Genomic DNA, 24,616 nt, shown 5'->3' with positions numbered 1-24,616 from the left:
GTTCGCGGCCGGGGGCTTCTGCGATGTCACGGCTCAGGACGAGAACAGCATGTGGCCGAAGCTCTTGTGGCGGTGGTGACCGTGGTGGCCGTGATGGCCGTGGCCACCGTGCGGGGCACCCCAGGCGGGGGCCGGAGGGGCGGGGTAGGCCTGCGGGGCGGGCGGTGGCGGCGGGGCGGCCTGGGACCACTGGGCCTCCAGTCGGGTCAGCGACTCCAGCTCGCCGTAGTCGAGAAAGATCCCGCGGCACCCGCTGCACTGCTCGATCTGGACACCGTTGCGGTTGTACGTGTGCATCGGCGCACGGCACTTCGGACACTGCATGGTCGGTCAACTCCTCGCCGGTCGGTCCTGCTTCACATCTCGCCAGGACAGACTCTGTCCCGCTGTGCTCGGTTGCACCCTACTTCGCGTGCTCCTGCACCAACTGGGGCGGGACGGTAGCCATTCGGTCACAGGCGTCCACGACCGACTGCTCCACCTCGTCCAGCGGGCGGCCGGCCGCGACCGCCTTGGCGACGGCCCGGGCCGCGGTCTGCGCGGTGAGGGCACGCGCGGGGACGTCGAGGGCGGGCCAGGGGTCGCCCTCGGCCGGGACGGCCGGGCCCCCAGCCTCCCGGTAGGCGGTGAGGAACCGGGTCCACGCGCCGGGCGGGAGCAGACCACAGGCGTACCAGGCGGCGGGGCGGGCGAGGTCCCAGGCGGGGACGCCGACGCCGAGGTCGTCCACGTCTATCAGCAGCCAGGGCCCGTCGTCGGAGGGGTGCCGTACGAGCTGGCCGAGGTGGAGGTCGCCGTGGCAGAGGGTGCCGGTGTGCGGCATCGGGGCCTCGGCCCGGGCCCAGGGCGGGAGGCTGGCCCAGGCGCGCAGGACGGATGCGACCGCCGGGTGCGGGCCGGCCGCGCGGAGCCGGGCGACGGCCCGGGCCGCCTTGGCGGGGCCGCGCATGACGGGTAGGTCCTTGGGAGCCGGGCTGCGGTGCAGGCGGGCGAGGAGTACGGCGGCGGCTTCCCAGGGTGCGGCGTCCGGGGCGTCGGGATCCACGGGGGTGCCGTACGGCCAGAACGTCACCAGGCGGCCGTGCAGGTCGACCGGGGTGGGATCCAGTGGGGGCAGGAGGATGCCGGGGTGGCGGGCGGCCAGAGTGAGGCGGCTCGTGAGCTCGGCGGGGGTCGCATCCAGGGGGTGGGCCTTCGCGACGGTGTCCGCATGGCGTACGACGGTGCCGTCCGGGCGGTCCGCGAGCGTGGCCGCGCCGCAGGGGCAGGCCGGTGCGCGGGCGTGGGCGGCGGCTCGGGCCCGGGCGGTGAGGCCGGCCAGGAGCGGACCGGGGGCGGAGTTCACCGGGTGAGAGTACGCGCAGACGGGACCCGGTTGGAGGGGGCGTGTCCGTTGCGGGTGCTCAGCGCCGAGGGCAAAGCAATGCCGGCGCAGCTCCCCAGCTGCGCCGGCATTTTGTGCCGTCCGCCGTACCCCCGTCCCCACGGGGTTTCATGGTCGGGATGTCCCCGCCCGGACCGCTCTTCCGGGCCTGGGGTCGCCGCTCAGCGCCCCAGCATCTCGCCCACGGACGACGCCTGTGTGGCCACTGTCTCCCACCCGTCGAAGACGAGGAGGAGCAGGACCGCCAGGGGAAGGGCCATCAGGGTCGCCACCAGCGGGTGGCGACGGCCCTGGCGGCGGGGTCGGAACGCGGCGGCGTACACCTTGCGTCCCTCCTCGCGGAGCAGCGTCCGCGGAGCCGTCTGGGCCATGGCCCCTCTCCTGACCTGTATCGGTTGTCGTTGGCAGCGGCGGGCGTCTGACCTCGGGGGACGAGTGCTGCACCCGCCGCTTGACCTCAAATCTAGGTGTCCGGCCCTCTTCCGGCGTCATGCCCTCGTACCGATTGCCGGGCCTCCCGGAGGATGAGCCGCCACCTGCGATGTACTCCCCTGGGTGGAGACGGGGACGCGGGTCTCAGGGTCTTCCCCGACGGGGCGACCGGTTCACCCGTCTTTGTCCGAGCTCTCCTCCCGTGGAACCGGCTGTTCCACCAGGGCCAGCACCCGATTCGCCATGAAGCGGGCGGTACGCACGACTGTGCCGCTACGGGTGACTTCGCTCACTTCCACGACACCTCGGCGGACCGCCGTCTCGACCCTGCGGCCCGCCCTGCTCGCCACGACCTCGTAGGCGCGCGTCGTGTCCCCCGCGTCCACGACTATCTCCACACGATCACCCTTCACAGGACCAATCCCCCTTCTGCGACGGGTGGTTGGGATCACTCACCACGCGAAGTCCGCCTCTTCGCGCCCTCCCTGACCACCTTTCAAGTCTCCCACCCACCACTGACAATCCATCACGCTGAGAGGGCGCGGCCTCTGCGCGCGGGCGGCCGTGGAAACGTAAGCTGTGGCTCGTCACAGGACCGGGCAGCGGGGATGAACATGGCGATGATGCGCCTGAGGCGCGAGGACCCGCGCGTCGTCGGCTCGTTCAAGCTTCACAGACGGCTCGGCGCGGGCGGGATGGGCGTGGTCTACCTGGGCTCCGACAAGAAGGGGCAGCGGGTCGCGCTCAAGGTCATCCGCCCCGACCTGGCGGAGGATCAGGAGTTCCGCTCGCGGTTCGCCCGTGAGGTGTCGGCGGCGCGGCGGATCCGCGGCGGCTGCACGGCCCGGCTGGTGGCCGCCGACCTCGACGCGGACCGGCCCTGGTTCGCCACCCAGTACGTGCCCGGTCCCTCCCTGCACGACAAGGTCGCGGCCGAGGGCCCGCTGGGCGCGGCCGACGTCGCGGCCGTCGGTGCCGCCCTGTCGGAGGGCCTGGTCGCGGTGCACGAGGCCGGGGTGGTGCACCGGGACCTGAAGCCGTCCAACATCCTGCTGTCCCCGAAGGGGCCGCGGATCATCGACTTCGGCATCGCCTGGGCGACCGGCGCCTCGACGCTCACCCACGTCGGCACGGCGGTCGGCTCCCCCGGCTTCCTCGCGCCGGAGCAGGTGCGCGGGGCCGCCGTCACACCGGCTACGGACGTGTTCTCGCTCGGTGCCACGCTCGCGTACTCCTCCATGGGCGACTCGCCCTTCGGGCACGGCAGTTCCGAGGTGATGCTGTACCGCGTGGTGCACGAGGAGCCGCAGCTGCACGGCGTGCCCGACGCGCTGGCCCCGCTCGTCCGGGCGTGCCTGGCGAAGGACCCCGAGGAGCGGCCCAGCACGCTCCAACTGTCGCTGCGGCTCAAGGAGATCGCGGCCCGGGAGTCCCAGGACCTCGCCGGGGTCCGGCCGCCCGCGCCCCGCGGCGCCGAGGCCGAGCGGCTCGCCGACACCTACCCCGAGCGCACCCGGCGTCCGCAGGGGCAGCAGGGTGCCGGGACGTCCGGGGCGCAGCGGGGCCGGGGCACTCCCCCGCCACGCGGGTCGGCTCCCTCCCGGGACCGCCATCCCTCGCCGGACGGCCCGGCCTCCCCGAACGGGACCGGTGCCCGCGGCGGAGCCCGGCCGGGCGGGAGCGGCAACCGGTCGACGGGGGGCGGAAGCCGCGGCAGGACTCCGGTGCGCGGCCCCGGTGCCCCGCGCGGCGGCACCCCGTCGCGGTCCGGGGCGCGGCCGACGCCCACCGGGCGCAACGGGACGCGGTCGGGCAGCGGCAGCCGCACCGGCCCGCACAGCGGCACCGGGCGTCCCGCATCCCGGAGCACGGGGACCGGGCTGCGGCCCGCCAATCCCCGGTTGCTGCGGCAGCGGCTGTTCGTGTTCGTCGTCGTGACGCTGCTGGTGGCGGTCGGTATCGCGCTGGTGCAGGGCTGCCAGGGTCCGGCGCGGGGGCTCGGCGGGGACGGGGGCGGGGCACGGCAGGAGCGCGTCCAGCACTACGACCATCTTCGGGACTTCTAGCCCTGTGACGACGGCCCGCCGGCCGGCGGGGCGTCAGAGCTCCGGCAGGATCCGCTCGAAGAACTCGCGGTCGCCGGCGAAGACCGGGTCCAGGGCCAGGAACTGCCGCGGGGGGGACCCAGCGGGTCTCGGCGACCTCGTGCGGGTCGGGGACCACCTCGCCCGTGTCGGCGCGGGCGGTCCACCAGTGGAGCCGGAAGCGGTGGTCGTCGGTCTCCGACTCCCAGACCTTCGCCTCCGGCACGACGGTGAGGCCGACCTCCTCGCGCACCTCCCGGACGACCGCCTGCTCCTGGGTCTCGCCCGGCTCGACCTTGCCGCTGAGCGGCTGCCAGTACCCGGGGCGGGCGACCCCGGGGCCGCGCCGGATCGCGAGCAGGCGCTCACCGCGCAGGAGTACGGCCACGACGGCCTCCCGCTGGTCCATGGCCCGCCCCTAGACCTGGGGCCGGCCGGTGGCCACGGCGTAGAAGGCGACGGCCGCGGCCGCGCCGACGTTGAGGGAGTCGACGCCGTGGGACATGGGGATGCGGACCCATTCGTCGGCGGCGACCAGGGCCTGGGTGGACAGGCCGTCGCCCTCCGCGCCGAGCATGAGGGCGACGCGGTCCATGGTGTGCGGGGCGGCCTCGTCGAGGGGCCGGGCCTTCTCGTCGGGAGTGAGGGCGAGGAGGGTGAAGCCCGCCTCGCGGACCGATTCCAGGCCCTTGGGCCAGGTGTCCAGGCGGGCGTACGGGACGGAGAAGACCGCGCCCATGGACACCTTCACGCTGCGGCGGTAGAGGGGGTCGGCGCAGTCCGGCGAGAGCAGGACGGCGTCCATGCCGAGGGCGGCGGCCGAGCGGAAGATGGCGCCGATGTTGGTGTGATCGTTGACCGACTCCATGATGACGACCCGGCGGGCGGTCCGGAGGAGGTCGGCGGCGGTGGGCAGGGGCTTGCGCTGCATGGAGGCGAGCGCGCCGCGGTGCACGTGGTAGCCGGTGACCTGCTCGGCGAGCTCCGGGCTGACGGCGTAGACCGGGGCGGGGAGTTCGTCGATGACGTCGCGCATGACGTCGACCCACTTGGCCGAGAGCAGCATGGACCGCATCTCGTAGCCGGCTTCCTTGGCCCTTCTGATGACCTTCTCGCCCTCGGCGATGAACAGGCCCTCGGCGGGTTCGCGCTTGCGGCGCAGCTCCACGTCGGTCAGGCCGGTGTAGTCGCGCAGACGCGGGTCGTCGGGATCCTCGACGGTGATGAGATCGGCCACAGGGTGATACTGCCTTGTCCTGGGTGCGGTGCCAACGGCTCGGTACGGGTTGTGTTACCCGGGGTTACTTCTGGGGTGCGGGAGCCGTGGGGCCGACCGTCACGACCTCGCCGATGACGATGACCGCCGGGGGCTTCACCTCAGCTGTCCGCACGGTCTCGGCGACCGTCGCCAGTGTGGCGTCGACGCGGCGCTGACCGGCCGTCGTGCCTTCCTGGACCAGGGCGACGGGTGCGTCCGGGGACTTGCCGTGGGCGATGAGCGTCTCGGCGACCTTGCCGATCGTGCTGACGCCCATGAGGATCACCAGCGTGCCGGTCAGCTTGGCCAGGGACGGCCAGTCGACCAGGGAGCGCTCGTCGTCGGGGGCGATGTGGCCGCTGACCACGGTGAACTCGTGGGCGACGCCCCGGTGGGTCACCGGGATGCCGGCGGCGCCCGGGACCGAGATGGAGCTGGAGATCCCGGGCACGACCGTGCACGGGATGCCCGCCTCGGCCAGGGCCTGGACCTCCTCCATGCCGCGCCCGTAGACGAAGGGGTCGCCGCCCTTGAGACGGACGACCGACTTGCCCTTGCGGGCGTGCTCGATCAGGGCGTCGTTGATGGCTTCCTGGGCCATGAACCTGCCGAAGGGCAGCTTCGCCGCGTCGATCACCTCGACGCCCGGGGACAGCTCGGCGAGCAGGTCGCGCGGGCCGAGGTGGTCGGTGATGACCACGTCGGCCTCGGCGAGCAGACGGCGGCCGCGCACGGTGATCAGGTCAGGGTCGCCGGGTCCGCCGCCGACCAGGGCGACGCCGGGGGTGCGGGTGCGGTGGTGCGGGGCGACGAGCGTGCCGTCGCGCAGGCCCTCGACGACGGCGTCGCGGATGGCGGCGGTGTGGCGGGGGTCGCGTCCCTTGGCGTCGGTGGTGAGGACGGCGACCGTGACGCCCTCGCTGTGACCGGTGGCCGGGGTCCAGGCGGTGGCCTGGTCGGCGTCGTCGGAGCGGACGCACCAGACGCGGTGGCGCTCGGCCTCGGCGGAGGCGGCGGTGTTGGCGTCGGGGTCGCTGGTGGCGATGAGGGCGTACCAGGCGTCCGCGAGGTCGCCCTCCGCGTACGGGCGCCGGTGCCAGGTGATCTCGCCGGCGTCCGCCATGGCCTCGACCGAGGGCGTGGCTTCGGGGGACACCAGGAGGACGTCCGCGCCCGCCGCGATCAGCGCCGGCAGGCGGCGCTGGGCGACCTGGCCGCCGCCGAGGACGACCACGCGACGGCCGGTGAGGCGGAGGCCTACGGGGTAGGCGGGATGTTCGGCCATGAGGTGCGGCTCCTGTTGCGGCGGTGTTCGATGCCCTGACGTGCGGATTTTAGTGGGCAGGAGGGAGGGCGGCGCGGGTGGTCCAGTGGCTGGTCACCCCGCCCGTATGCCGGGGCGTGGCCGTGGGCGGGCGTTCCGTCGTGCGGGAACGGCCGCCCACGGCATCACGTCGGCTGCGGGAGCCCTACTTCTCGGTGACTCCCGCCGAATCGAACGTCGCCACCTCGTGCATGGCCCTGGCCGTGCTCTGGACCAGCGGGAGGGCGAGCAGGGCGCCCGTGCCCTCGCCGAGGCGGAGGTCGAGGTCGACCAGGGGACGCAGGCCCAGCTTGTTGAGGGCGGCGACGTGGCCCGGCTCGGCGCTGCGGTGGCCCGCGATGCACGCGGCCAGCACCTCGGGGGCGATCGCGCGGGCGACCAGCGCGGCGGCTCCGGCGCTGACGCCGTCCAGGATCACCGGCGTCCGCAGGGAGGCACCGCCGAGGAGGAGGCCGACGATGGCGGCGTGCTCGAAACCGCCGATCGCGGCGAGCACGCCGATCGGGTCGGCCGGGTCCGGCTGGTGGAGCTCCAGCGCACGGCGCACGACCTCGGTCTTGCGGGCGAGGGTCTCGTCATTGATGCCCGTGCCCCGGCCCGTCACCTCGGCCGGGTCGGCGCCCGTGAAGACGGAGATCAGGGCGGCGGACGCGGTGGTGTTCGCGATGCCCATCTCGCCGGTCAGCAGCGCCTTGTTGCCGGCGGCGACCAGGTCGCGGGCGGTCTCGATGCCGACCTCGATGGCCTGCCTGGCCTCCTCACGGGTCATCGAGGGGCCGGTCGTCATGTCGGACGTGCCGGCCCGGATCTTGCGGGGCAGCAGGCCCGGGGTGGCCGGGAGGTCGGCGGCGACGCCCACGTCCACGATGCAGACCTCGGCACCGACCTGGGTGGCGAAGGCGTTGCAGACGGCACCGCCGCCGAGGAAGTTGGCCACCATCTGGGCCGTGACCTCCTGCGGCCAGGGGGTGACGCCCTGGGCGTGCACTCCGTGGTCGCCGGCGAAGATCGCGACGGCCGCGGGCTCCGGGATGGGCGGCGGGCACTGGCGCGACAGACCGGACAGCTGGGCGGAGATGATCTCCAGCATGCCCAGCGCTCCGGCCGGCTTGGTCATACGCTTCTGGCGCTCCCACGCCTCGCCGAGCGCCTTGGCGTCCAGCGGGCGGATCTGCGCGACGGTCTCGGCGAGCAGGTCGTGGGGTTCCTCTCCGGGCAGGGCACGGCGGCCGTATGTCTCTTCGTGCACGACCCAGGACAAGGGGCGGCGCTTGGACCAGCCGGCCTGCAACAGCTCGGGCTCGTCCGGGAACTCGTCGACGTAGCCGACGCACAGGTAGGCGATGATCTCCAGGTGCTCGGGCAGGCCGAGGGCGCGGACCATCTCGCGCTCGTCGAAGAAGCTGACCCAGCCGACGCCGAGGCCCTCGGCGCGGGCGGCGAGCCACAGGTTCTCCACGGCCAGGGCAGCCGAGTACGGGGCCATCTGGGGCTGGGTGTGGCGGCCGAGCGTGTGCCGCCCGCCGCGGGTCGGGTCCGCGGTGACCACGATGTTCACCGGCGTGTCGAGGATGGCCTCGATCTTCAGTTCCTTGAACTGCTTGGCCCGGCCCTTGGGGAGGGACTTCGCGTAGGCGTCGCGCTGGCGCATGGCCAGTTCGTGCATCGCGCGCCGGGTGTCGGCGGAGCGGATGACGACGAAGTCCCAGGGCTGCGAATGGCCGACGGAGGGCGCGTGGTGGGCGGCCTCCAGGACGCGGAGCAGCACCTCGTGCGGGATGGGGTCGCTGCGGAAGCCGTTACGGATGTCACGGCGTTCGCGCATGACCTTCAGGACGGCCTCGCGCTCGGCGGGGTCGTAGCCGGGGGCCGCGGGGCCGGTGGACTGTCGGGCTTCTGCCACTGCGGCCGCACTCTCTTCTCGGCGTTCCTGGTCGGCGATGTCGTCCTGTTCGGCGGCCCGGGTGTCCAGGTCGTCGGCGTTCTGGGCGAGTTCGGCGTCGCCGTCGCGGGGAGCCGGGACGGTGGCCGCGGGTGCGGGGGGCTCCGGCGTCTCGGGCTCCGCCGGCTGGGACCGCTGCGGGCCCTGCACGGGGTGCCCGGCCTGTCCGGTCTGCGCCACCTGCCCGGCCTGCTCTTCCGCAGCCGGGGCGGGGAGTACGACGGTGACATCCTCGCCGGGCGCCGGGGCGTCGGGGGCGGCTCCCTGCGGGGCGGGGGCGGGCTCGACGGCTTCGGCGACGGGGGCGGCTGCGGCCGGTTCGGGGGCCGGGGCCGGCGCTTCGGAGGCGGGGGCGGGCACGGGTGCCTCGGGTGCCTGAGCGGGTGCGGCGGCTTCGATGGGCGCCGGTTCCGGGGACGGCTGAGCCGGTGCCGTGACCTCCGGGGTGATCTCCGGCGTCGCGGCGTCGGGGACGGCCTCGGTATCGGCGGGCGCGGCGGCCTGGGATACCGGGTCGGGGTCCAGGGCCGGGGCCGGGGCCGGGGCGACGACGGCCTCTGCGTCCGGGGCCGGGTCGAGGGTGGCGACGGACTCCGCGGCCGGTTCCGGGGCAGGGGCAGGGGCAGCGGGTGGAACGGGCGCGGGTGCTTCCGGGCTGACCGCCTCGGCGGGTGCGGCCGCAGCTTCCTGGGCGACCGGTTCGACCGGCGGAGCGGCCGGTTCCTGGGCCACCGGCTCGGCGGCCGGGGCGGCAGTGACCTGGCCGGGGGCCTCCGGAGCAGGAGTGGCGGGGTGCGAAGCCGTCGCCTCGGGCTCCTGCGCGGCCCCGGCCGACGTGGCGTCAGGTGCCGCAGGGGGCTGGGGCGCAGCCTCTTCGGCGGTGACCTCCGGCTCCGGCGCGACGGTCTCGGCCGCAGCCGTGTCGGGGCCCGGTGCGGCGGCCTCGGGGGCGACGGCCGCTGCCGGCTCCTGCGCAACGGCCTCCGGGGCCGCAACGTCGGGTGCGTGAGCGGCGGCGTCCGGCACCTGGGCGGGGGCCTCTCCACCGGCGGCCGCGGGCTGGGCGACGACGGCGGACTCCGGGGCGGCGGCCGCCTCGGGGAAGGGGACCGCTTCGGGGACCTGACCGGCCTCCGGAGCAGGAGCGGGCGCGGGCGCGGCGGCAGCCTGCTCGGCGACCGCCACCGGGGCCTGGTCGCCGACGGCGTCCGGCACGGGGAGCTCGGGAGAGGCACCGGCAGGCTCAGCGCCCTGGGCAGCGCCGTCCGCGGCGGGCCCGGGTTCCGGGGCGCCCGGCACAACTGCCGCCGGGGCGGCCACGGTCCCGGGCTGGGCGGCGGCCACTCGGTCCTCCACCGCGTCCACGCCCGGATCCACCGGGACAGCCGCCTGTACGGGCATGACCTGCTCCGCGGCGGCCACTTGGGCTCCGTCCGGGCCGGCGTCCGCACCCGCGGGGCCGGGCTCGGCCGTCTGACCGGCCCCGGCCGCGGCTACCTGATCCTCGACCGGCCCGGCGCCCGGAGCGACGGGGTCACCCGCGGGGGCCTGCGCGGCCTCGGCCGGTGCCGCTGCCGGTGCCGGAGGTGTCGTGTGGCTGGTTTCCGCCATCACGCTGGTCGCGACCGCCTGGGCCGGGCCCGCGGGTTCCGCCGTCGGCACTTCCGCCGTCGGCTCCGCTACCGGAATAACCGTTTCCGCAGGCGCCGCCCCGGCGCTCACCGGGGCCGGGGGCGTGGCCGGTACGCCCCAGGGGGCGGCGGGCTGCGTGGGCATCTCGGCAGGCCGGGGGCCGTCGAGGTACTCGGGGCCCGCGGCGGCCGGCGCCGGCTGGCGCACGGGCGCGTCCGCCGGACCGCGGTCGGCGAGGGAGCGGACCGGGCTGGCAGAGCTGTCGGGCAGCGGCGGGCCGAGGTGCAGGGGCCGGCGCGGCGTGACGGGCGGGATCGGCGGCGGGTCGGGCAGACGCACGCCGCCGAGGTCGACCGAGCCGCTGTCGCGGCCGGAGATCTCGTGCGGGCCCGGCTGGTGCACGGCCTCCAGAACCGGCTCCGGCGCGGGCGGAGGGACCTCGTTGCCCCAGGCGCCCTGGGCGCCCGGCAACAACAGCAGGTCTTCGTCCTCGGCCTCGGCGGTGGTCTCGGAGAGGTAGGTGTACGCACCGGGCGCGGGGGCGCCCGGCTGCTCCACCGTGCCTGCACTCTCCGGCAGCCCCTCGCCCGGGACCTGGCCGGTGTCGGTCATGCGTACCCCTCGCCCATCGGTTAGTGCTCCTACGACCTGCTCGCCCGGAACGGCGCACCGACCGCCCCGCAGTGAAGAACGAGCGTGCGTCCCCAGCGGCACGAACGGTCCGCCCCGAAAAGGCGACAAAGCCATTCACTGGCATTGTTGCGGCCGTACCACCCTCACGGCAGCTTGATCCGCGACGGTTCCGCTGTGGACTGCGCCACGTTGCGCGCCCTTCGGTTCTGCCGTACCACACACACCCCAAAACGGGCGGGTTTTCCGGACATTGGCCGACGAAGCGCCGGGCGTCCTTGTGCGGTGCAGCGATCGGCCAGCCTACCGCGCGCAGTACGACAAACCGATCACGGGGACGATGACGGGATCAGACACCGCGCCGCGGGAGCACGCCGCTGAGCAGGAACGCGACGCTCCGTTCCTTCTCCGTCCAAGCCCTGGTGTCGAGTTCGACGGACTGCAGGAGGGCGCACTCGACGGCGTAGCCGTGCTCGGCGAGGTCGCGGCCGATGAGTTCGGCGGCGTCGCGGGTGGCGGCGTGCGTGACGATGCGCTGCGGGCGCCGGTCGGCGACCGCCGAGACGACGGCCGCTCCCCCGCCGCCGACGCGGACGACATCGGGTTCGGGAAGGTTCTCCAGGATGTGCGGGGCGGTGCCGTGCACGATCTGGAGCTGGACGCCGAGGCGGCGCGCGGCGGCGTCGGTGCGGGCGCAGGCGGACCGGTCGCTGTCGACCGCGAGCACGGCGGCGCCGGCCCGGGCGGCCTCGACGGCGAAGGCGCCGCTGCCGCAGCCGATGTCCCACACGAGGTCACCGACGCGGGGCCCGAGGCGGGCGAGTTGGGAGGCGCGCAGCAGCTGGGTCTCGCCCTCGCCGAGGTCCGCGCCATAGGCGTCGGCGGGCAGGGTCCAGCCGCGTGGCCCGGCGGACGGGTCGCGCCCGGAGATCCAGCCGCCGGCCTCTCCCGCCGTGTCCGGCCGGGAGGGGCCGCCGAGCACGATGACGACGTTGGGGTCGCGCCAGGTGTGGTCGGCGGCCTTGTCGGAGGTGACGACGGTGACGCGCTCGCGGATGGTGCCGAGTTCCTCACAGATGACGAAGGAGCGATGGACTCCTTCGAGGAGGAGACCGAGTTCGGCGGGACCGGCGCCGGGTGAGGTGAGGACCGCGACCTTGGTGTGGGCGCGGCATACGTTGACGGCGCGTCGCAGCGTGCGGGGGTGTGCGACGACCACCTGTGCGTCGTCCCAGGGCATACCGGCGCGGGCGAAGGCGGCGGCGACGGAGGAGACGGCGGGGACGACCTCCACCTCCAGGCCGAACTCGGGGGCGCGCAGGGTGCGTACGACGCCGAAGAAGCCGGGGTCGCCGTCGGCGAGCACGACGGCCGTGCCGCGGTGGCCGGCGATGCGGCGGGCGGCGAGGGCGACGCTGCCGAGGCGGATGCGCTCGGCGCCGGCGGGCACCTCGGGGAGCGCCAGGTGGTGGGCGGCGCCGGCCACGAGCGTGGCGGCGCTCAGGGCGGCGCTCGCCGCGGCGGTCAGCGGCGAACCGTCCCAGCCGATCACCGTGACGCGGTCGGCCATCGTCGTCAGTCTCCAGGGGTTTTCGCAGGTCGTCTGCGTGGTGTTGTGGGGAGCAGCCCGCGGGCGGGCTCCGTGAGGGTACCCGGTGGAGGTGTCTGAGGGAGCCCCGGCGTTGCCGTCGCCGTCGTCCCGCGGGTGGTTCCGGTCAGTTCCAGTCGCCGAAGGACGTGAAGCCGTCGCGGAGCTGGTCGCCGACGCCTTCCAGGTCCTCGGGGAGCAGGCTCCAGACGATGAAGTCGGTGCGTACGTCGGTCCAGGTGCCGTCCTCGGCGCGGGCCCGGGCTATGCAGGCGTTGCGCAGCACGCCCTCGCTGATACAGCCGATCTTCTGCGCGACCTGCTGGGAGGCGGTGTTGTCGGCCGCCGTGCGCAGTTCGATGCGCTCGAACTTCTGGTCCGTGAAGAGCCACTGGGCGGTGACGAGGGCGGCCTCGGAGGCGTAGCCCTCGCCGCGGGCCCAGGGGGCGATGATGTACGACAGTTCGGTGGAGCGTACGTGCCAGTTGGTCTTGGTGAGCTGGATGAGGCCGACCAGGCGCTGGGTGAGGAACTCGGTGACGGCGAAGTCGATTCCGCGTCCCCCGGTGCGCGCGGCGGGGGCGTAGTCGGTGATCCAGGTGCGGGCGCCGTCCTCCGTGAAGGGCTGGGGGACGGAGGTCCAGGCCGCCACCTGTTCGTCGTTCATCATCGCGGCCAGGGAGGCGACGTCGTCTTCGTCGAGGGGACGCAGCACCAACCGCTCCGTGCTGATGGAGATGTTGGGGAAGGTGCTCGTCATGCGCCGCTCCGTAACCTTCGGTGAACCTTCTGGGCATGCTGAACTGCCCAGCATGCAGCATGAAAGCACTGATCCGCACCACGGGACCCTCCCCTCCGGGTGGGGGAAGGGCCCCGTGCGTGCGGGTGCCGGGCGGGGGCTCAGAAGGAGGCGAGCACGGAGCCGGCGTACTTGTCCTGGATGAACTTCTTCACCTCGGGCGAGGTGAGGAGCTTCGCGAGCTTCTTCACGCGCGGGTCGTCCTCGTTGCCCTTCTTCACGGCGAGGAAGTTGCCGTAGGGGTTGTTCTTCGGAGACTCCAGGATCAGGGCGTCCTTGGAGGGCTTGAGGTCGGACTCGATCGCGTAGTTGCCGTTGACGACGGCGGCGTCCACGTCGTCGAGGGAGCGCGGGGTCTGAGCCGCCTCCAGCTCCTTGAACTTGAGGTTCTTGGGGTTCTTGGTGATGTCGGAGGGGGTCGCCTCGTTGCCGACGCCGGCCTTGAGGGTGATGAGCCCGTCGGCGGCGAGGAGCTTGAGGGCGCGGGCCTCGTTGACCGTGTCGTTGGGGATGGCGACGGTCGCACCGCTCTTCAGGTCGTCGGCCTTCTTGACCTTGTGGGAGTAGAGGCCGAGCGGCTCCAGGTGGACCGTGACGACGGGCACGATGTCGGTGCCGTTCTTCTTGTTGAAGTCGTCGAGGTACGGCTTGTTCTGGAAGTAGTTGGCGCCGACGGAGCCGTCCTGCGTCGCCGTGTTCGGCGTGACGTAGTCGGTGAACTCCTTGACCTGGAGGTCCAGGCCCTCCTTCTCGGCGAGGTTGTCCTTGACGTAGTTCAGGATCTCGGCGTGCGGGACGGGGCTGGCGGCGACGATCAGGGGGCCGTCGGTGGAGGCGCTGTCCGCGCCGCAGGCGCTGAGCCCGAGGGTGAGGGCTCCGGCGGCGAGGGCGGCGGTGGTGATCTTGGCGGTGTTACGCACGAAAAGTGCCTTTCCTTGTGACCTTGCGGTGGTGCGACCCCGTGTGGGTGTCCGGGGAGTTCAGGAAGCAGCTTTGAGCAGCCGCAGCTTGGGGGCGGGCCCCGAGTGGGCGCCGCGGCGGTGCAGGGAGCGGGCCGCGTAGTCGCCGGCGAACTGGATGAGCGAGATGACGACGGCGAGGATCGCGACGGTGATCCACATCAGCTGGGTCTCGAAGCGCTGGTAGCCGTACCGGATGGCGATGTCTCCGAGGCCTCCGGCGCCGACCGTGCCCGCCATGGCGGAGTAGCCGATGAGGGCGACGATCGTGGTGGTGGTGCTGGAGATCAGCGACGGCAGGGACTCGGGGACGAGGACCTTGCGGACGATGGTCCAGGTGTTGCCGCCCATGGACTGCACGGCCTCGACGAGCCCGTGGTCCACTTCGCGGACGGCCGTCTCGACCAGGCGCGCGAAGAACGGGATGGCGCCGACGGCGAGCGGCACGATGGCCGCCTCGACGCCGATGGTCGTCCCGGTGATCGAGCGGGTGAAGCCCATCAGCGCGACCATCAGGATGATGAACGGCAGGGAGCGGGCGATGTTCACGACCTGCCCGATGACCTTGTTGGCGGCGAGGTTCTGCAGCAGGCCGCCGCGATCGGTGAGGACCAGCAGGATGCCGAGCGGCAGTCCGCCGACGACGGCGATGAGCGTGGACCAGCCGACCATGTAGAGCGTGTCCCAACACGCCTGCTCCAGCAGGGGCTGCATTTCGGACCAGGTCACTTGGCACCTTCCTTCACCGGTTCGGACTCGTGGCCCAGGACGTCGATCTGGAGGCCCTGCTCGCGCAGGAAGCCGACCGGCACGACGTTGTCCTCGTAGCGGCCGGGCAGTTCGATGCGCATCCGGCCGACCTGCAGGCCGCCGACGGTGTCGATGGCGGCGCCGAGGATCGATATGTCGATGTTGTAGGTGCGGGCCAGCTGCGAGATGACGGGCTGGGTGGCGCTCTCGCCCTGGAAGGTGACGTCGACGACGGTGCGGTCCTCGCCGGAGGCCTCGCCGTCGAGCGGGAAGAGCGCCGAGGCCAGTTCCGAACCGGGCGTCGCGAGGAGTTCGCTGACCGTTCCGGACTCGACGATGCGCCCGTTCTCCATGAGGGCGGCGGAGTCGCAGACCGACTTCACGACGTCCATCTCGTGGGTGATGAGCAGGACGGTCAGGCCGAGCTGGCGGTTGAGGTCGCGCAGCAGCGCCAGGATCGAGCGGGTGGTCTCCGGGTCGAGGGCGCTGGTGGCCTCGTCGGACAGCAGCACCTTCGGGTCGCCGGCGAGGGCGCGGGCGATGCCGACGCGCTGCTTCTGGCCGCCGGAGAGCTGAGCCGGGTAGGACTTCGCCTTGTCGGCGAGGCCCACCAGGTCGAGCAGCTCCAGCGCCTTGCGGGAGCGTTCCTTCCCGGTCTTGCCGAGGATCTCCAGGGGCAGTTCGACGTTGTCCTGGACGGTCCGGGAGGACAGCAGGTTGAAGTGCTGGAAGACCATGCCGATGCGGCTGCGCGCCTGCCGCAGTTCCTTTCCGGCGCGCGGGCCGCGGCCGGCCAGGGCGGTGAGGTCCTGCCCGGCGACGGTCACGGTGCCGGCCGTGGGGCGTTCCAGCAGGTTGACGCAGCGGATGAGCGAGGACTTGCCGGCGCCGGACTGGCCGATGACGCCGTACACCTCGCCTTCGCGGACGTGCAGGTCGACGCCGTCCAGGGCGGTGACCTCGCGGCCGCGTGCACGGTAGACCTTGGTCAGGCCCGAGGTGGTGATCACTGGGATTCCGTCACTGTCGAGTGCGCGGGCGTGGGTGTGCCCGGGCACAGGTGCATTCGGTCAGGGACGCGACACGGTTCTCGCTGGGAAGTGGAACCGGGGAGAACATGTGCGCGGGGCGGCCTCGGGTCACGCAACGCTCAGAGCGTGCGGACGGGTCGCGTCTCGCTTCGGGGCGCGAGCTCAGGGGGTGGTGCGGGGGCCCTCTAGAAGGCGCACATTCGACACATACAACGAGCACCGGGCGTCATGGTCGCCTCGGTCGCGGGGATGCGGTCGCTCGTCGTGGTCATGCCGTCAGTAAAACACGCGTACGGTCCTTACCGGCCTTCCGCTGTCCGCATGCTGGACAGCGGTGGACGGGGTCGCGGCCTGTCAGCCGCGCGGGGAGATCTCCACGCCCTGCTCGGTGACCAGTGCGGACAGGGCCGAGAGGTTCTCGACGACCAGATCGGCGTGCAGTTCGTGGGCCTGGTGGGTTGTGGTCAACGCCACGGTGGTCATGCCGGCGGCGCGGCCGGACGCCAGGCCCGCGGGGGCGTCCTCGAAGACGACGCAGTGCGCCGGGTCGACACCCAGGGCGCGGGCGGCGAGGAGGTAGGGCTCGGGGTCGGGCTTGCCGCGCGTGATGTCGTCGGCGGCGACGAGAGTCTTGGGCAGGATGCCGACGGCGTCGAGCCGGGCCTCGGCGAGGCGCCGGGTGGCGGAGGTGACGACGGCCCAGCGGTCGCCGGGCAGGGAGTCGAGGAAGGCACGGGTGCCGGGCAGCAGCTGCACACCGCCGCCCGGCACGTCGTCGACCTCCAGGTCCTCGATGCGGGCGACGGCCTGCGGGACGATCTCGGCGGGCAGCAGGTCGGCGGCTATCTCGGCGGCCGGCCGGCCGTGCAGCTCGACCCGTGCGAACTCCTCGGCCGTGATCCCGTACTCCGTGGCCCACCGTGTCCAGCAGCGGTCCACCGAGGCGAGGGAGGAGACGAGGGTTCCGTCGTTGTCGAACAGCAGGGCCTGCGCGTGGATCGTCATGCCCTCGACCCTACGGTGCAGGCCAGGGCCGCAGGCATCGGGCCTTTTCGGCCGTAATAAGGTCGCAGCATGCTTGATGCCCTGACGCTGGTGACCGGCGTCGCCGCGCTGCTGCTCGCCGCCTGGTGCGGCTGGGCGGCCTACCGCGACCAGCCGACGAAGGACTGGCACTTCATCGGGATGGCCGTGGTCACGCTGCTGTCGCTGATCCAGCTGGTGGGCGGGATCGTGCTGCTCGCACAGGGCGAGAAGCCGGAGCAGGGCACGACGATCTTCGTGGCGTATCTGCTGGGGGCGTTCGCGTGCGTCCCGGCGGCCGGGTTCATGTCGCTGGCCGAGCGGACGCGGTGGGGTTCGGTGACGGTGGCCGCCGGCGGTGTGGTGCTGGCGGTGCTGGAGGTGCGTCTCTATGACATCTGGGGAGGCTGAGGTGAGCCGGCGCCGGCTGATCAGCGGTCCGGGCACGCTGCTGGTGTGGCTGTACGGCGTGATGGTGGTGGGCGCGGTGTCGCGGTCGGCCTACCAGATCGCGACCGAGTTCGACCGGGCGCCACTGGCGTACTCGCTGTCGGCCGTCGCGGGTGTCGTGTACGGATTCATCACGTACTCGCTGGTGCGGGGCGGGGAGACGGCGCGCAAGGCTGCGCTGGCGTGCTGTGTCGCGGAGTTGGTGGGGGTACTGACGGTGGGCACGTGGACCTTGGCCGAACCCTCGGCGTTTCCCGACGCGACCGTGTGGTCGGACTTCGGGATGGGGTATCTGTTCATCCCGATTCTGTTGCCGGTGTCGGCGATCTACTGGCTGCGGGCTGCGCGTTCGCGGGATGGGGATGCCGCCTGAGGTGATCAGGCGGCTACGGGCCGAATGTGGCTGTTGACGCAGTTCCCCGCGCCCCTAAGACTTCACGCCGTCGCCGCGTACGTACCGGCCGGCTTCTCCAGGACGATCATCGGTACGCCGTCCGCGCCCTGGGACGTGCCCACCGTCTCGTAGCCCACCTTGCGGTAGAGGCGGAGGTTGCCCTCGCTGCGGTGGCCGGTGTGGAGGCGGAAGCGGGTGGCGCCGTGCTGGTCGGCGAGGGCCGACTCCGCTGCCCGGAGCAGGCGGGCGCCGATGCCGTGCCCCTGGAGGCGGGGGTGGACGCAGAGCTTGCCGATGCCGGCGGCGCCGTCCTCGGTGACCGAGCCGCGGACCGAGCCGATGACCTCCTCGCCGAGCCGGGCCACGAAGACGCAGTCGCGGGTGACTTCCTCGCGGACCGAGTCGAGGGTTTGGACGAGCGGGTCGATGCGGTAGTTCCCGTACAGCGCCGCCTCCGTCTGGAAGCACAGGTACTGCAGTCTGAAGATCTGCTCCGCGTCCTGCTCGGTCGCCGCAGAGATGGTCACGCTCATGCCCATGTGCGCACGCCTCCCGCTCATCTGATCACCGGTCGTTCCCCACTCCTATCCCCGTCCTCAGCGGGCCGCAACCTCCGGTGTGAGCAATCTTCGGAGACATCCCAGGCATCTGGAACGTTCCGGACCAAGACTCCCCTGTGAGATACCCAACTCCCCTGCGATTTCCCGGTATGTCAGGTCCTCCGGCGACAGCAGGGCCTCCATCAGCCGGGGACAGCGGCCCGGGAGGCGGCGCACGGCCTCGCGCAGGGCCCGGCCGCGGGCGGCGGCGAGTGCGAGCTGTTCGGGATCGCGGTCCGGGTCGTCGACCGGTTCACCTGCGTACGGCCGTTCGAGACGGCTCGTACGGCGGGTGCGGCGCACCTCGGAGCGGACGGCACGGCGGAGCCACTGCTGCGGGTCGAGCGGCGGGCCCTCGGCGTCGAGGCGCTCCAGCAGGCGGAGCCAGACCGCCTGCTCCAGGTCGCCCGGCTCGGTTCCGGCGGAATATGCCTCCGCGGAGGCCTCGGCGGTGAGCAGCGGGCGCAGGGCGGTGACCAGGTCGTGCGTCATATGCGGAGCGACGCGGCCGCCCGGGCGGCGGGTTGCCCGGGCGGCCGAAGCTCACTCGACCGGGGAGTGTGGGCTCATGCGTTGACGGGCTCAGCCGTTAAAGTCCTCGCGGGCCAGCAGACCCGTGTCGGGCTGGTCGGTGAAGACGCCGTCGATGCCGGTCGCGAAGTACGCCTTGTACGCGCCGAAGACGTCGCCGTAGGCGTCCGCGTCCGTGCCCTTGCGGAAGTCGGCGGGCAGGAAGGGATTCTCGTTGCGCATCGTGTACGGGTGCAGGATCAGGCCGACCTTGTGCGCGTCGGAGACGAGCGTCGTGGGCCGGGTGAGGTTGCCCTGGGCGTCGCGCGGGATGACCAGGTCCAGGGTCGGGCCGATACCGCGCGCGTAGGAGGCGATCTCCCGGAGGCCGGCCGGCTTGACCAGGTCGGCGACCGTGCGCGGGTCGCCGGTCTCGACGAAGTCCCAGGGTCGGGAGTTCGCCGAGGACAGCAGGACGACCAGCGGGTTGTCGACGAGCCTGTGCAGGCGCTGGACGCTGGTCGGTTCGAAGGACTGCAGGATGACCGGGGAGGTGCGCCGGTCCTTGCGGTACTTGCGCAGCAACTTGGCGACGCGCTCCTCCAGCGGGAGGCCCTGCTTGCGGAAGTAGGTGGGGTGCTTGAGCTCAGGGTAGATCCACACCTGCTTGCCGCGCTTGCGGGTCTGCTCGTCCTGCCATCTGAGCACCTCTTCGAAGGTGGGGATCTCCCAGCGGCCGTCGTAGAGGGTGTTGTGCGGACGGTTGGCCGGGATGCGTTCGACGGCGCGCAGCGTCTTCAGCTCGGCGAGCGTGAAGTCCTCGGTGAACCAGCCGGTGGTGGAGACACCGTCGAGCAGCTTGGTCTTCTTGCGGCCGGCGAACTCGGGGTGGTCGGCGACGTCCGTGGTGCCGCCGATCTCCGGCTCGTGACGGCAGACCAGGTGCCCGTCCTTCGTCGGGACCAGGTCGCCCGCCTCGACGATGTCGGCGCCCAGGTCGAGGGCCAGCTGGTACGACCCGAAGGTGTGCTCCGGACGGTAGCCGCTGGCGCCGCGGTGGCCGATGATCGTCGGCTTGGGCAGGTTTCCCCCGCCGCCGTGCCGGGCGCCGTCCGCTCGCGCGGTGCCGGCCATGCCGAGGACCGCTCCCCCGGCACCGAGGACCGCCGCGCCGAGCAGGGCCCGCCGTCCGGTTCCGCCCGCTCCGGTACCGCTCGTTTCTTCGTTCGACTCCTGCGTTCCCATGAGCGCCCTCCCTGCCGTTCGGCTCGTCAGTGCGGGCCGATCGTAGGGGCGCGTACATGACCGGTGGGAGACCCCGGGGGGAACACGCGGGTGACGTCGGATGTCGTAGTGGCTGGTGGGGAGGATGAATTGACGGTTCGTCGTGTCTGTTCGATTCGGTCCGGCGGTTCTGGGAACGCGTGCGATGTGCTCCGGGGCGATGTGTGTCACATCATGTCGGCCGCGTTTCGTCCTTCCGGCGGCGCGCCACCGCAGGTAAACACGCGTCAACAATGCGTAAGGCCTCGGTGAAGTCGCCGCGCCCGATGTGCGCGATGCCCGGGGCCACGAGTATCGTCCTCACCTGCACAGACTCCTACAGAACCCCTTGACACCGGAGGGTCCGTTGTCCCGCTTCGCGCTCATCAAGGCAGTGCTCGGCCCGGCCATGCGCCTGATGTTCCGCCCCCGGGTGGAGGGTGCGGAGCACATTCCCGGCGACGGCCCGGTCATCCTGGCCGGTAACCACCTGACGTTCATCGACTCGATGATCCTGCCGCTGGTCTGCGACCGTCAGGTCGTCTTCATCGGCAAGGACGAGTACGTGACGGGCAAGGGCCTGAAGGGCCGGCTGATGGCCTGGTTCTTCACCGGGGTCGGCATGATCCCGGTGGACCGCGACGGTGGCCGGGGCGGTGTCGCGGCGCTGATGACCGGGCGGCGGGTGCTGGAGGAAGGCCGCATGTTCGGCATCTACCCGGAGGGGACGCGGTCGCCCGACGGGCGGCTGTACCGGGGGCGGACCGGCATCGCCCGGCTGACCCTGATGACGGGGGCGCCGGTGGTTCCCTTCGCCATGATCGGGACGGACAAGTTGCAGCCGGGCGGGGCGGGGCTGCCGCGGCCGGGCAAGGTCACCGTGCGGTTCGGTGAGGCGATGGAGTTCTCCCGGTACGAGGGGATGGACCGGGACCGGTATGTGCTGCGGGCCGTGACCGACTCGGTGATGGCTGAGGTCATGCGGTTGTCCGGGCAGGAGTACGTGGACATGTACGCGAGCAAGGCGAAGGAAGCGGCGTAGGTTTTTCGGGGCGCGGGCCGGGGTGGGTGGTTGGGGGTCGTTGGCGGCTGCGGGGTTGTGGGGGCTTGTCGCGCCGTTCCCCGCGCCCCTTTTGGGCGTGACCTCGGTGGCGTTGTCGGGGCGGGGTCCGTGTCTGTGATGCGCAGTTCCCCGCGCCCCTATTGGGCGTGACCTCGGTGGCGTTGTCGGGGCGGGCCCCGTGCCCGAATTGCGCGGCCCCGCACCCCTGCGGGCGTTGTTCTTACGTGTGTTCCGGTGCGGCGTCTTCCAGCTTTTGACCCCGCAGCAGGAACCACGCCGCCACCGCCGCGGCCAGCAGGACCGTCGCGCCCACGCCCGCCGCCAGGGTCAGGCCGTCGACGAAGGATGTGCGGGCCGCGTCCAGCATGATGCCGGCGCTGTGGGCGGGCATGTGTGCCGCCGCCTCGACCGCGCCGCCCAGCGACTCGTGGGCCGCGGCCGGGGTGCCCGCGGGGCCGGTGAAGTCGCGGTAGACGCCGGTCACGATCGAGCCGAGGGCGGCGATGCCGAGCGCGGCACCGAGTTCGTAGGCCGTCTCGGACACCGCGGACGCGGAGCCCGCCTGGTCCTTGGGCACGCTGGAAAGGATCACGTCGGCGGTCACGGTGAACGAGAAGCCGGCGCCCACGCCGACCACGAGCAGCGCGGTCCCGAGCAGCGGGTAGCCGGTGGACTGGCCGAGCACCGTGAGCGCGGCCAGGGCCAGGCCTATCGCCGCGAGGCCCCCGGAGACGACCGCCCGCACCGAGAAGCGCCGGGCCGCACGCCCCGCGACCAGTCCGGCCACCACCGCGCCGATCGCCGCGGGCAGTTCGGCCAGCCCGGCCTCGAACGGGCGTCTGCCCTGGACGAGTTGCAGGTACTGCGACAGGAAGAACACCAGCCCGGACAGACCGAGGATGGTCAGCAGGTCGGCAAGCACCGCCCCGCTGAAACCGCGGTTGCGGAACAGCCGCATGTCCAGCAGCGGCGTCGGAAGCCTGAGCTGGCGGCGGACGAACCCGTACAGGGCGGCCGCACCCAGCAGGCCCGCGGCCAGGGTGGTCCACGCGAAGCCGTGGGTCGCCGCCTCCTTGATCGCGTACACGACGCCGATCATGCCGACCAGCGACAGCACGACGCTGACCAGGTCCCAGGGGCCGGGGTTGGCGGTGCGCGACTCGGGCAGCAGCTTGATCCCGACCAGGACCAGCACGGCCATCACGGGCAGGTTGATGAGGAAGACCGACCCCCACCAGAAGTGCTCCAGCAGGAACCCGCCGACGATCGGGCCGACGGCCGTACCGGCGGAGGCGGTGGCGCCCCAGATGCCGACGGCGAGACTGCGCTCGCGCGGGTCGTGGAAGAGGTTGCGGATCAGGGCGAGCGTGGCCGGCATCAGGGTCGCGCCGGCGACGCCGAGCAGCGCCCGCGCGACGATCATCATCTCGGGGGTCGTGGCGTAGGCGTTGAAGACGGATATGGCGCCGAACGCCGTGGCGCCGACGAGCAGGATCCGCTTGCGGCCGATGCGGTCGCCGAGGCTGCCCATGGAGACGAGCAGACCGGCGATGACGAACGAGTAGACGTCGCCGATCCACAGCAGCTGGGTGCCGGAGGGCTTGAGGTCCTCGCTGATGTAGGGGGTCGCGAGGCCGAGGACGGTCGCGTCGACGGCCACCAGCAACACGGCGAGCACGAGGACACCGAGCGCGAGCCAGCGGCCCGGGCGCTCCACCGCCTCGGTGGTCTTCGCCGGCTGCAGGGTGCTGGTCATGATTCCTCTCTCCTGAGTGCGCCGCCGAGCAACAGCTCGACGATCATGTGCTGAAAGTCCTTGGGTGCACCCTTGCCGCTGTGCACCAGCCAGGCGCCGGATGCCATCAGGCCGTACAGCGCCTCGGTGAGCCAGGCGGGCGTGAGGTCGACGCGGAATTCACCCCCGAGCTGGCCACGCCGGAACAGGGCGGAAATGCGGTCGTCGATCGTGGCCCAGCCGGCGTTCTGCTCCTCACCCTCGAACAGCTGGTTCTCGGTGTAGAGGAACGCGAGCAGTCCGGCGGCGGGCTCGATGGCCCCGACCAGTCGGCGTACGGCGTCACTTGCCGAGCCCTCGTCGAGCCGGGCCTCGTCCAGGGCGGCTTCGCACTCGGCGATGCCGAGCGCCTCCAGCGCCCGGACGAGGGCGTCACGTCCGGCGAAGTGCCGGTGCAGCGTGGCCCGGCTGATTCCGGCGGCCTTCGCGACCTCGTCCATGGTCGCGGTGGATTTGCGGGTCAGCAGGGCCGCGGCGGCGCGCAGCACGTGCTCGGGATCGACAGCCATGAGACGACCATACCCCATATGAGACACGGATGTCTCATCCAGGGCATGGGTGACTCATGGCTGTCGCACGGGTGAAGGGTGATCAGTGCCAGGGCAGCTGCGCGCGCCGTTCCCAGTACGCCTGCGGCTCCTCGGCCAGGGTGGCGAGTCGGGTCACCTGGTCGTCGTCGAGATCGACGACCGCCGCGTGCAGGTTCGAGGCGAGCTGGTTGGTGGTCGCGGCACCGGAGAGGACGACACCGGCCCAGGGCTGGCGGAGGATCACGGCCAGGGCGACGGCGTCACAGCCCAGCCCGGCCTGTTCGGCGATCTCCCGTACGACCTGCGGGGCGTGCGGACCGGCCAGTCGGCCGTTGGCCATGCCCTCTTTGACGATCACGGTGAGCCCGGCGTCGTGCGCCTCGGCGAGCGCGGGGGCGGCGGAGGTCTCCAGCGCGTTGTACGTGGACTGCACCGTGCGGAAGAGGGGTTCGCCGTCGACCGTGACGGCGAGGGCGGCGCGGATGGCCTCCGCCTGCGCGGGGCCGCTGGTCGAGAAGCCGATCGTGAGGCCCCGCTCGGCGGCTTCGGCGAGCCTGGCGTGCAGCTCCTTGTCGGTGAGGGCCGGGCTGTCCGGGGTCACCGAGTGGATCTGGTAGAGGTCGAGCCGGTCGCCGAGCAGCGTCTCGCTCTCCGCGCGCTGCCGTTCGTAGGTGGCGAGGGTGTGGTCCTTGACCTCGTGCTGTTCGGCGTCCGTGGACCAGCCGGCGGTGTAGGTGTAGCCCCACTTGCTGCCCACGACGATGTCGCCGAAGGCCGGCCTGGCCTTGAGCCATTCGGCGAGGAACTCCTCGGAGCGGCCGTAGGAGCGGGCGGCGTCGAAGTAGCGGACGCCCTGGGCGTAGGCGGCGTCGAGGAGTTCGTGGGTGCGGGTGCGCAGCGTTTCGACGCTGCGGTCCTCTCCGAGGTCTTGGTCGCGGCCGAGGTTGATGTAGCCCGGGCGCCCCACGGCGGCGAGGCCCAGTCCGATGTGGCAGGTGGGGGTCGTTGCGGTTGCCAGTCGGGCGAAGGGCATCGCGGGCTCCGTTCGGTCGGGTCCGTTTCGGCTCCGACCCAACGTAACCCGCGATGACCTTCGCCTCAGAGCTCGGTTCTCACGGTGTTTCGGCGAGTACAGGCACGTCGTGGCGTGTCGCGCGGTTCCCCGCGCCGCTAAAG

General features: G+C 72.5%; 23 protein-coding genes and 1 pseudogene. 4 read left to right on the top strand and 20 right to left on the bottom strand.

Annotated elements, in window-relative coordinates; all coding sequences use genetic code 11:
• Nucleotides 1-33: 33 nt before the first annotated feature.
• The 4 genes from OO68_RS19055 to OO68_RS19040 form a co-directional block, all read right to left on the bottom strand.
• Nucleotides 34-324 (bottom strand): TFIIB-type zinc ribbon-containing protein, encoded by a 291-nt coding sequence (locus OO68_RS19055; RefSeq protein ID WP_078625368.1) that lies wholly within the window; start codon nucleotides 322-324, stop codon nucleotides 34-36.
• Nucleotides 325-403: 79 nt separating this feature from the next.
• A complete protein-coding gene (locus OO68_RS19050; protein ID WP_033309612.1) occupies nucleotides 404-1,345 on the bottom strand; it encodes an aminoglycoside phosphotransferase family protein in 942 nt (313 codons plus the stop codon).
• Nucleotides 1,346-1,545: 200 nt separating this feature from the next.
• Complete coding sequence (locus tag OO68_RS19045; protein ID WP_033309611.1) at nucleotides 1,546-1,755, bottom strand: hypothetical protein; 210 nt, start codon at nucleotides 1,753-1,755, stop codon at nucleotides 1,546-1,548.
• Nucleotides 1,756-1,989: 234 nt separating this feature from the next.
• Nucleotides 1,990-2,229: a DUF8836 family protein gene (locus tag OO68_RS19040; protein ID WP_033309610.1), complete on the bottom strand. Its 240-nt coding sequence runs from the start codon at nucleotides 2,227-2,229 to the stop codon at nucleotides 1,990-1,992.
• Nucleotides 2,230-2,424: 195 nt separating this feature from the next.
• Between OO68_RS19040 and OO68_RS19035 the strand changes: the two genes are divergently transcribed.
• The gene (locus tag OO68_RS19035) at nucleotides 2,425-3,882 is read left to right on the top strand and encodes a serine/threonine-protein kinase (RefSeq protein WP_033309609.1); all 1,458 of its coding nucleotides are present in this window, start codon (nucleotides 2,425-2,427) and stop codon (nucleotides 3,880-3,882) included.
• Nucleotides 3,883-4,030: 148 nt separating this feature from the next.
• On the opposite strand, the pseudogene OO68_RS44140 reads toward OO68_RS19035, so the two are convergent.
• From OO68_RS44140 to OO68_RS18985, 10 genes and pseudogenes are all read right to left on the bottom strand, one after another.
• Nucleotides 4,031-4,309, bottom strand: a pseudogene (locus OO68_RS44140) (NUDIX domain-containing protein); the annotation flags it as partial.
• A gap of 9 nt (nucleotides 4,310-4,318) precedes the next feature.
• Nucleotides 4,319-5,137 (bottom strand): TrmH family RNA methyltransferase, encoded by an 819-nt coding sequence (locus OO68_RS19025; RefSeq protein WP_033309607.1) that lies wholly within the window; start codon nucleotides 5,135-5,137, stop codon nucleotides 4,319-4,321.
• A 64-nt stretch (nucleotides 5,138-5,201) separates the two neighbouring features.
• Nucleotides 5,202-6,443, bottom strand: a complete 1,242-nt coding sequence (cobA, locus tag OO68_RS19020) for a uroporphyrinogen-III C-methyltransferase (RefSeq protein WP_033309606.1) — start codon at nucleotides 6,441-6,443, stop codon at nucleotides 5,202-5,204.
• Nucleotides 6,444-6,627: 184 nt separating this feature from the next.
• Complete coding sequence (gene cobT, locus OO68_RS19015; protein WP_033309605.1) at nucleotides 6,628-10,668, bottom strand: nicotinate-nucleotide--dimethylbenzimidazole phosphoribosyltransferase; 4,041 nt, start codon at nucleotides 10,666-10,668, stop codon at nucleotides 6,628-6,630.
• A 367-nt stretch (nucleotides 10,669-11,035) separates the two neighbouring features.
• The gene (gene cbiE, locus OO68_RS19010) at nucleotides 11,036-12,256 is read right to left on the bottom strand and encodes a precorrin-6y C5,15-methyltransferase (decarboxylating) subunit CbiE (protein WP_033309604.1); all 1,221 of its coding nucleotides are present in this window, start codon (nucleotides 12,254-12,256) and stop codon (nucleotides 11,036-11,038) included.
• Between the two features lie 145 nt (nucleotides 12,257-12,401).
• A complete protein-coding gene (locus tag OO68_RS19005) occupies nucleotides 12,402-13,034 on the bottom strand; it encodes a GNAT family N-acetyltransferase (RefSeq protein WP_033309603.1) in 633 nt (210 codons plus the stop codon).
• Nucleotides 13,035-13,174: 140 nt separating this feature from the next.
• Entirely contained in the window at nucleotides 13,175-13,993 is an 819-nt protein-coding gene (locus tag OO68_RS19000; RefSeq protein WP_033309602.1) for a MetQ/NlpA family ABC transporter substrate-binding protein, read from the bottom strand.
• 60 nt (nucleotides 13,994-14,053) lie between these two features.
• Nucleotides 14,054-14,761, bottom strand: coding sequence for a methionine ABC transporter permease (locus OO68_RS18995; RefSeq protein ID WP_033309601.1), 708 nt, complete (start codon nucleotides 14,759-14,761; stop codon nucleotides 14,054-14,056).
• Nucleotides 14,758-15,792 (bottom strand): methionine ABC transporter ATP-binding protein, encoded by a 1,035-nt coding sequence (locus OO68_RS18990; RefSeq protein ID WP_033309600.1) that lies wholly within the window; start codon nucleotides 15,790-15,792, stop codon nucleotides 14,758-14,760. Before OO68_RS18990 ends, OO68_RS18995 begins: the two co-directional genes overlap by 4 nt.
• A 375-nt stretch (nucleotides 15,793-16,167) precedes the next feature.
• Nucleotides 16,168-16,818, bottom strand: a complete 651-nt coding sequence (locus tag OO68_RS18985) for an HAD family hydrolase (protein WP_033309599.1) — start codon at nucleotides 16,816-16,818, stop codon at nucleotides 16,168-16,170.
• A 69-nt stretch (nucleotides 16,819-16,887) separates the two neighbouring features.
• Between OO68_RS18985 and OO68_RS18980 the strand changes: the two genes are divergently transcribed.
• Together OO68_RS18980 and OO68_RS18975 are read left to right on the top strand one after the other, a co-directional pair.
• Nucleotides 16,888-17,247, top strand: a complete 360-nt coding sequence (locus OO68_RS18980) for a hypothetical protein (protein WP_033309598.1) — start codon at nucleotides 16,888-16,890, stop codon at nucleotides 17,245-17,247.
• Nucleotides 17,228-17,659, top strand: a complete 432-nt coding sequence (locus OO68_RS18975) for a hypothetical protein (RefSeq protein WP_033309597.1) — start codon at nucleotides 17,228-17,230, stop codon at nucleotides 17,657-17,659. The genes OO68_RS18980 and OO68_RS18975 overlap by 20 nt, the downstream gene beginning before the upstream one ends.
• 62 nt (nucleotides 17,660-17,721) lie before the next feature.
• On the opposite strand, the gene OO68_RS18970 is transcribed toward OO68_RS18975, so the two are convergent.
• From OO68_RS18970 to OO68_RS18960, 3 genes are all read right to left on the bottom strand, one after another.
• Entirely contained in the window at nucleotides 17,722-18,219 is a 498-nt protein-coding gene (locus tag OO68_RS18970) for a GNAT family N-acetyltransferase (RefSeq protein ID WP_033309596.1), read from the bottom strand.
• Between the two features lie 57 nt (nucleotides 18,220-18,276).
• A complete protein-coding gene (locus tag OO68_RS18965) occupies nucleotides 18,277-18,771 on the bottom strand; it encodes an RNA polymerase sigma factor (RefSeq protein ID WP_033309595.1) in 495 nt (164 codons plus the stop codon).
• Between the two features lie 90 nt (nucleotides 18,772-18,861).
• Nucleotides 18,862-20,034, bottom strand: coding sequence for a glycerophosphodiester phosphodiesterase (locus OO68_RS18960; RefSeq protein WP_033309594.1), 1,173 nt, complete (start codon nucleotides 20,032-20,034; stop codon nucleotides 18,862-18,864).
• A gap of 385 nt (nucleotides 20,035-20,419) precedes the next feature.
• Here OO68_RS18960 and OO68_RS18955 point away from each other — a divergent pair, with 385 nt between their 5' ends.
• Nucleotides 20,420-21,094, top strand: a complete 675-nt coding sequence (locus tag OO68_RS18955) for a lysophospholipid acyltransferase family protein (RefSeq protein WP_033309593.1) — start codon at nucleotides 20,420-20,422, stop codon at nucleotides 21,092-21,094.
• A gap of 241 nt (nucleotides 21,095-21,335) precedes the next feature.
• Here the strand turns inward: OO68_RS18955 and OO68_RS18950 are convergent, their stop codons facing one another.
• From OO68_RS18950 to OO68_RS18940, 3 genes are all read right to left on the bottom strand, one after another.
• Nucleotides 21,336-22,871, bottom strand: a complete 1,536-nt coding sequence (locus tag OO68_RS18950; RefSeq protein ID WP_033309592.1) for an MFS transporter — start codon at nucleotides 22,869-22,871, stop codon at nucleotides 21,336-21,338.
• A complete protein-coding gene (locus tag OO68_RS18945) occupies nucleotides 22,868-23,419 on the bottom strand; it encodes a TetR/AcrR family transcriptional regulator (RefSeq protein ID WP_033309591.1) in 552 nt (183 codons plus the stop codon). The genes OO68_RS18950 and OO68_RS18945 overlap by 4 nt, the downstream gene beginning before the upstream one ends.
• Nucleotides 23,420-23,501: 82 nt before the next feature.
• Nucleotides 23,502-24,473: an aldo/keto reductase gene (locus OO68_RS18940; RefSeq protein ID WP_033309590.1), complete on the bottom strand. Its 972-nt coding sequence runs from the start codon at nucleotides 24,471-24,473 to the stop codon at nucleotides 23,502-23,504.
• Between the last annotated feature and the right edge of the window lie 143 nt (nucleotides 24,474-24,616).

Origin of the sequence: Streptomyces iakyrus, from assembly GCF_000717055.1 — a bacterium.
Classification (GTDB): domain Bacteria; phylum Actinomycetota; class Actinomycetes; order Streptomycetales; family Streptomycetaceae; genus Streptomyces; species Streptomyces iakyrus.
This window is presented reverse-complemented; position numbering and strand designations above follow the sequence as displayed.

Bases quoted from the DNA above. Each gene is read 5' to 3' on its own strand.
- OO68_RS19055 (WP_078625368.1), bottom strand. From the start codon at position 324: ATGCAGTGTCCGAAGTGCCGTGCGCCGATGCACACGTACAACCGCAAC.
- OO68_RS19045 (WP_033309611.1), bottom strand. From the start codon at position 1,755: ATGGCCCAGACGGCTCCGCGGACGCTGCTCCGCGAGGAGGGACGCAAG.
- OO68_RS19035 (WP_033309609.1), top strand. From the start codon at position 2,425: ATGAACATGGCGATGATGCGCCTGAGGCGCGAGGACCCGCGCGTCGTC.
- cobA (WP_033309606.1), bottom strand. From the start codon at position 6,443: ATGGCCGAACATCCCGCCTACCCCGTAGGCCTCCGCCTCACCGGCCGT.
- cobT (WP_033309605.1), bottom strand. From the start codon at position 10,668: ATGACCGACACCGGCCAGGTCCCGGGCGAGGGGCTGCCGGAGAGTGCA.
- cbiE (WP_033309604.1), bottom strand. From the start codon at position 12,256: ATGGCCGACCGCGTCACGGTGATCGGCTGGGACGGTTCGCCGCTGACC.
- OO68_RS19005 (WP_033309603.1), bottom strand. From the start codon at position 13,034: ATGACGAGCACCTTCCCCAACATCTCCATCAGCACGGAGCGGTTGGTG.
- OO68_RS18985 (WP_033309599.1), bottom strand. From the start codon at position 16,818: ATGACGATCCACGCGCAGGCCCTGCTGTTCGACAACGACGGAACCCTC.
- OO68_RS18980 (WP_033309598.1), top strand. From the start codon at position 16,888: ATGCTTGATGCCCTGACGCTGGTGACCGGCGTCGCCGCGCTGCTGCTC.
- OO68_RS18975 (WP_033309597.1), top strand. From the start codon at position 17,228: ATGACATCTGGGGAGGCTGAGGTGAGCCGGCGCCGGCTGATCAGCGGT.
- OO68_RS18970 (WP_033309596.1), bottom strand. From the start codon at position 18,219: ATGGGCATGAGCGTGACCATCTCTGCGGCGACCGAGCAGGACGCGGAG.
- OO68_RS18965 (WP_033309595.1), bottom strand. From the start codon at position 18,771: ATGACGCACGACCTGGTCACCGCCCTGCGCCCGCTGCTCACCGCCGAG.
- OO68_RS18960 (WP_033309594.1), bottom strand. From the start codon at position 20,034: ATGGGAACGCAGGAGTCGAACGAAGAAACGAGCGGTACCGGAGCGGGC.
- OO68_RS18950 (WP_033309592.1), bottom strand. From the start codon at position 22,871: ATGACCAGCACCCTGCAGCCGGCGAAGACCACCGAGGCGGTGGAGCGC.
- OO68_RS18945 (WP_033309591.1), bottom strand. From the start codon at position 23,419: ATGGCTGTCGATCCCGAGCACGTGCTGCGCGCCGCCGCGGCCCTGCTG.
- OO68_RS18940 (WP_033309590.1), bottom strand. From the start codon at position 24,473: ATGCCCTTCGCCCGACTGGCAACCGCAACGACCCCCACCTGCCACATC.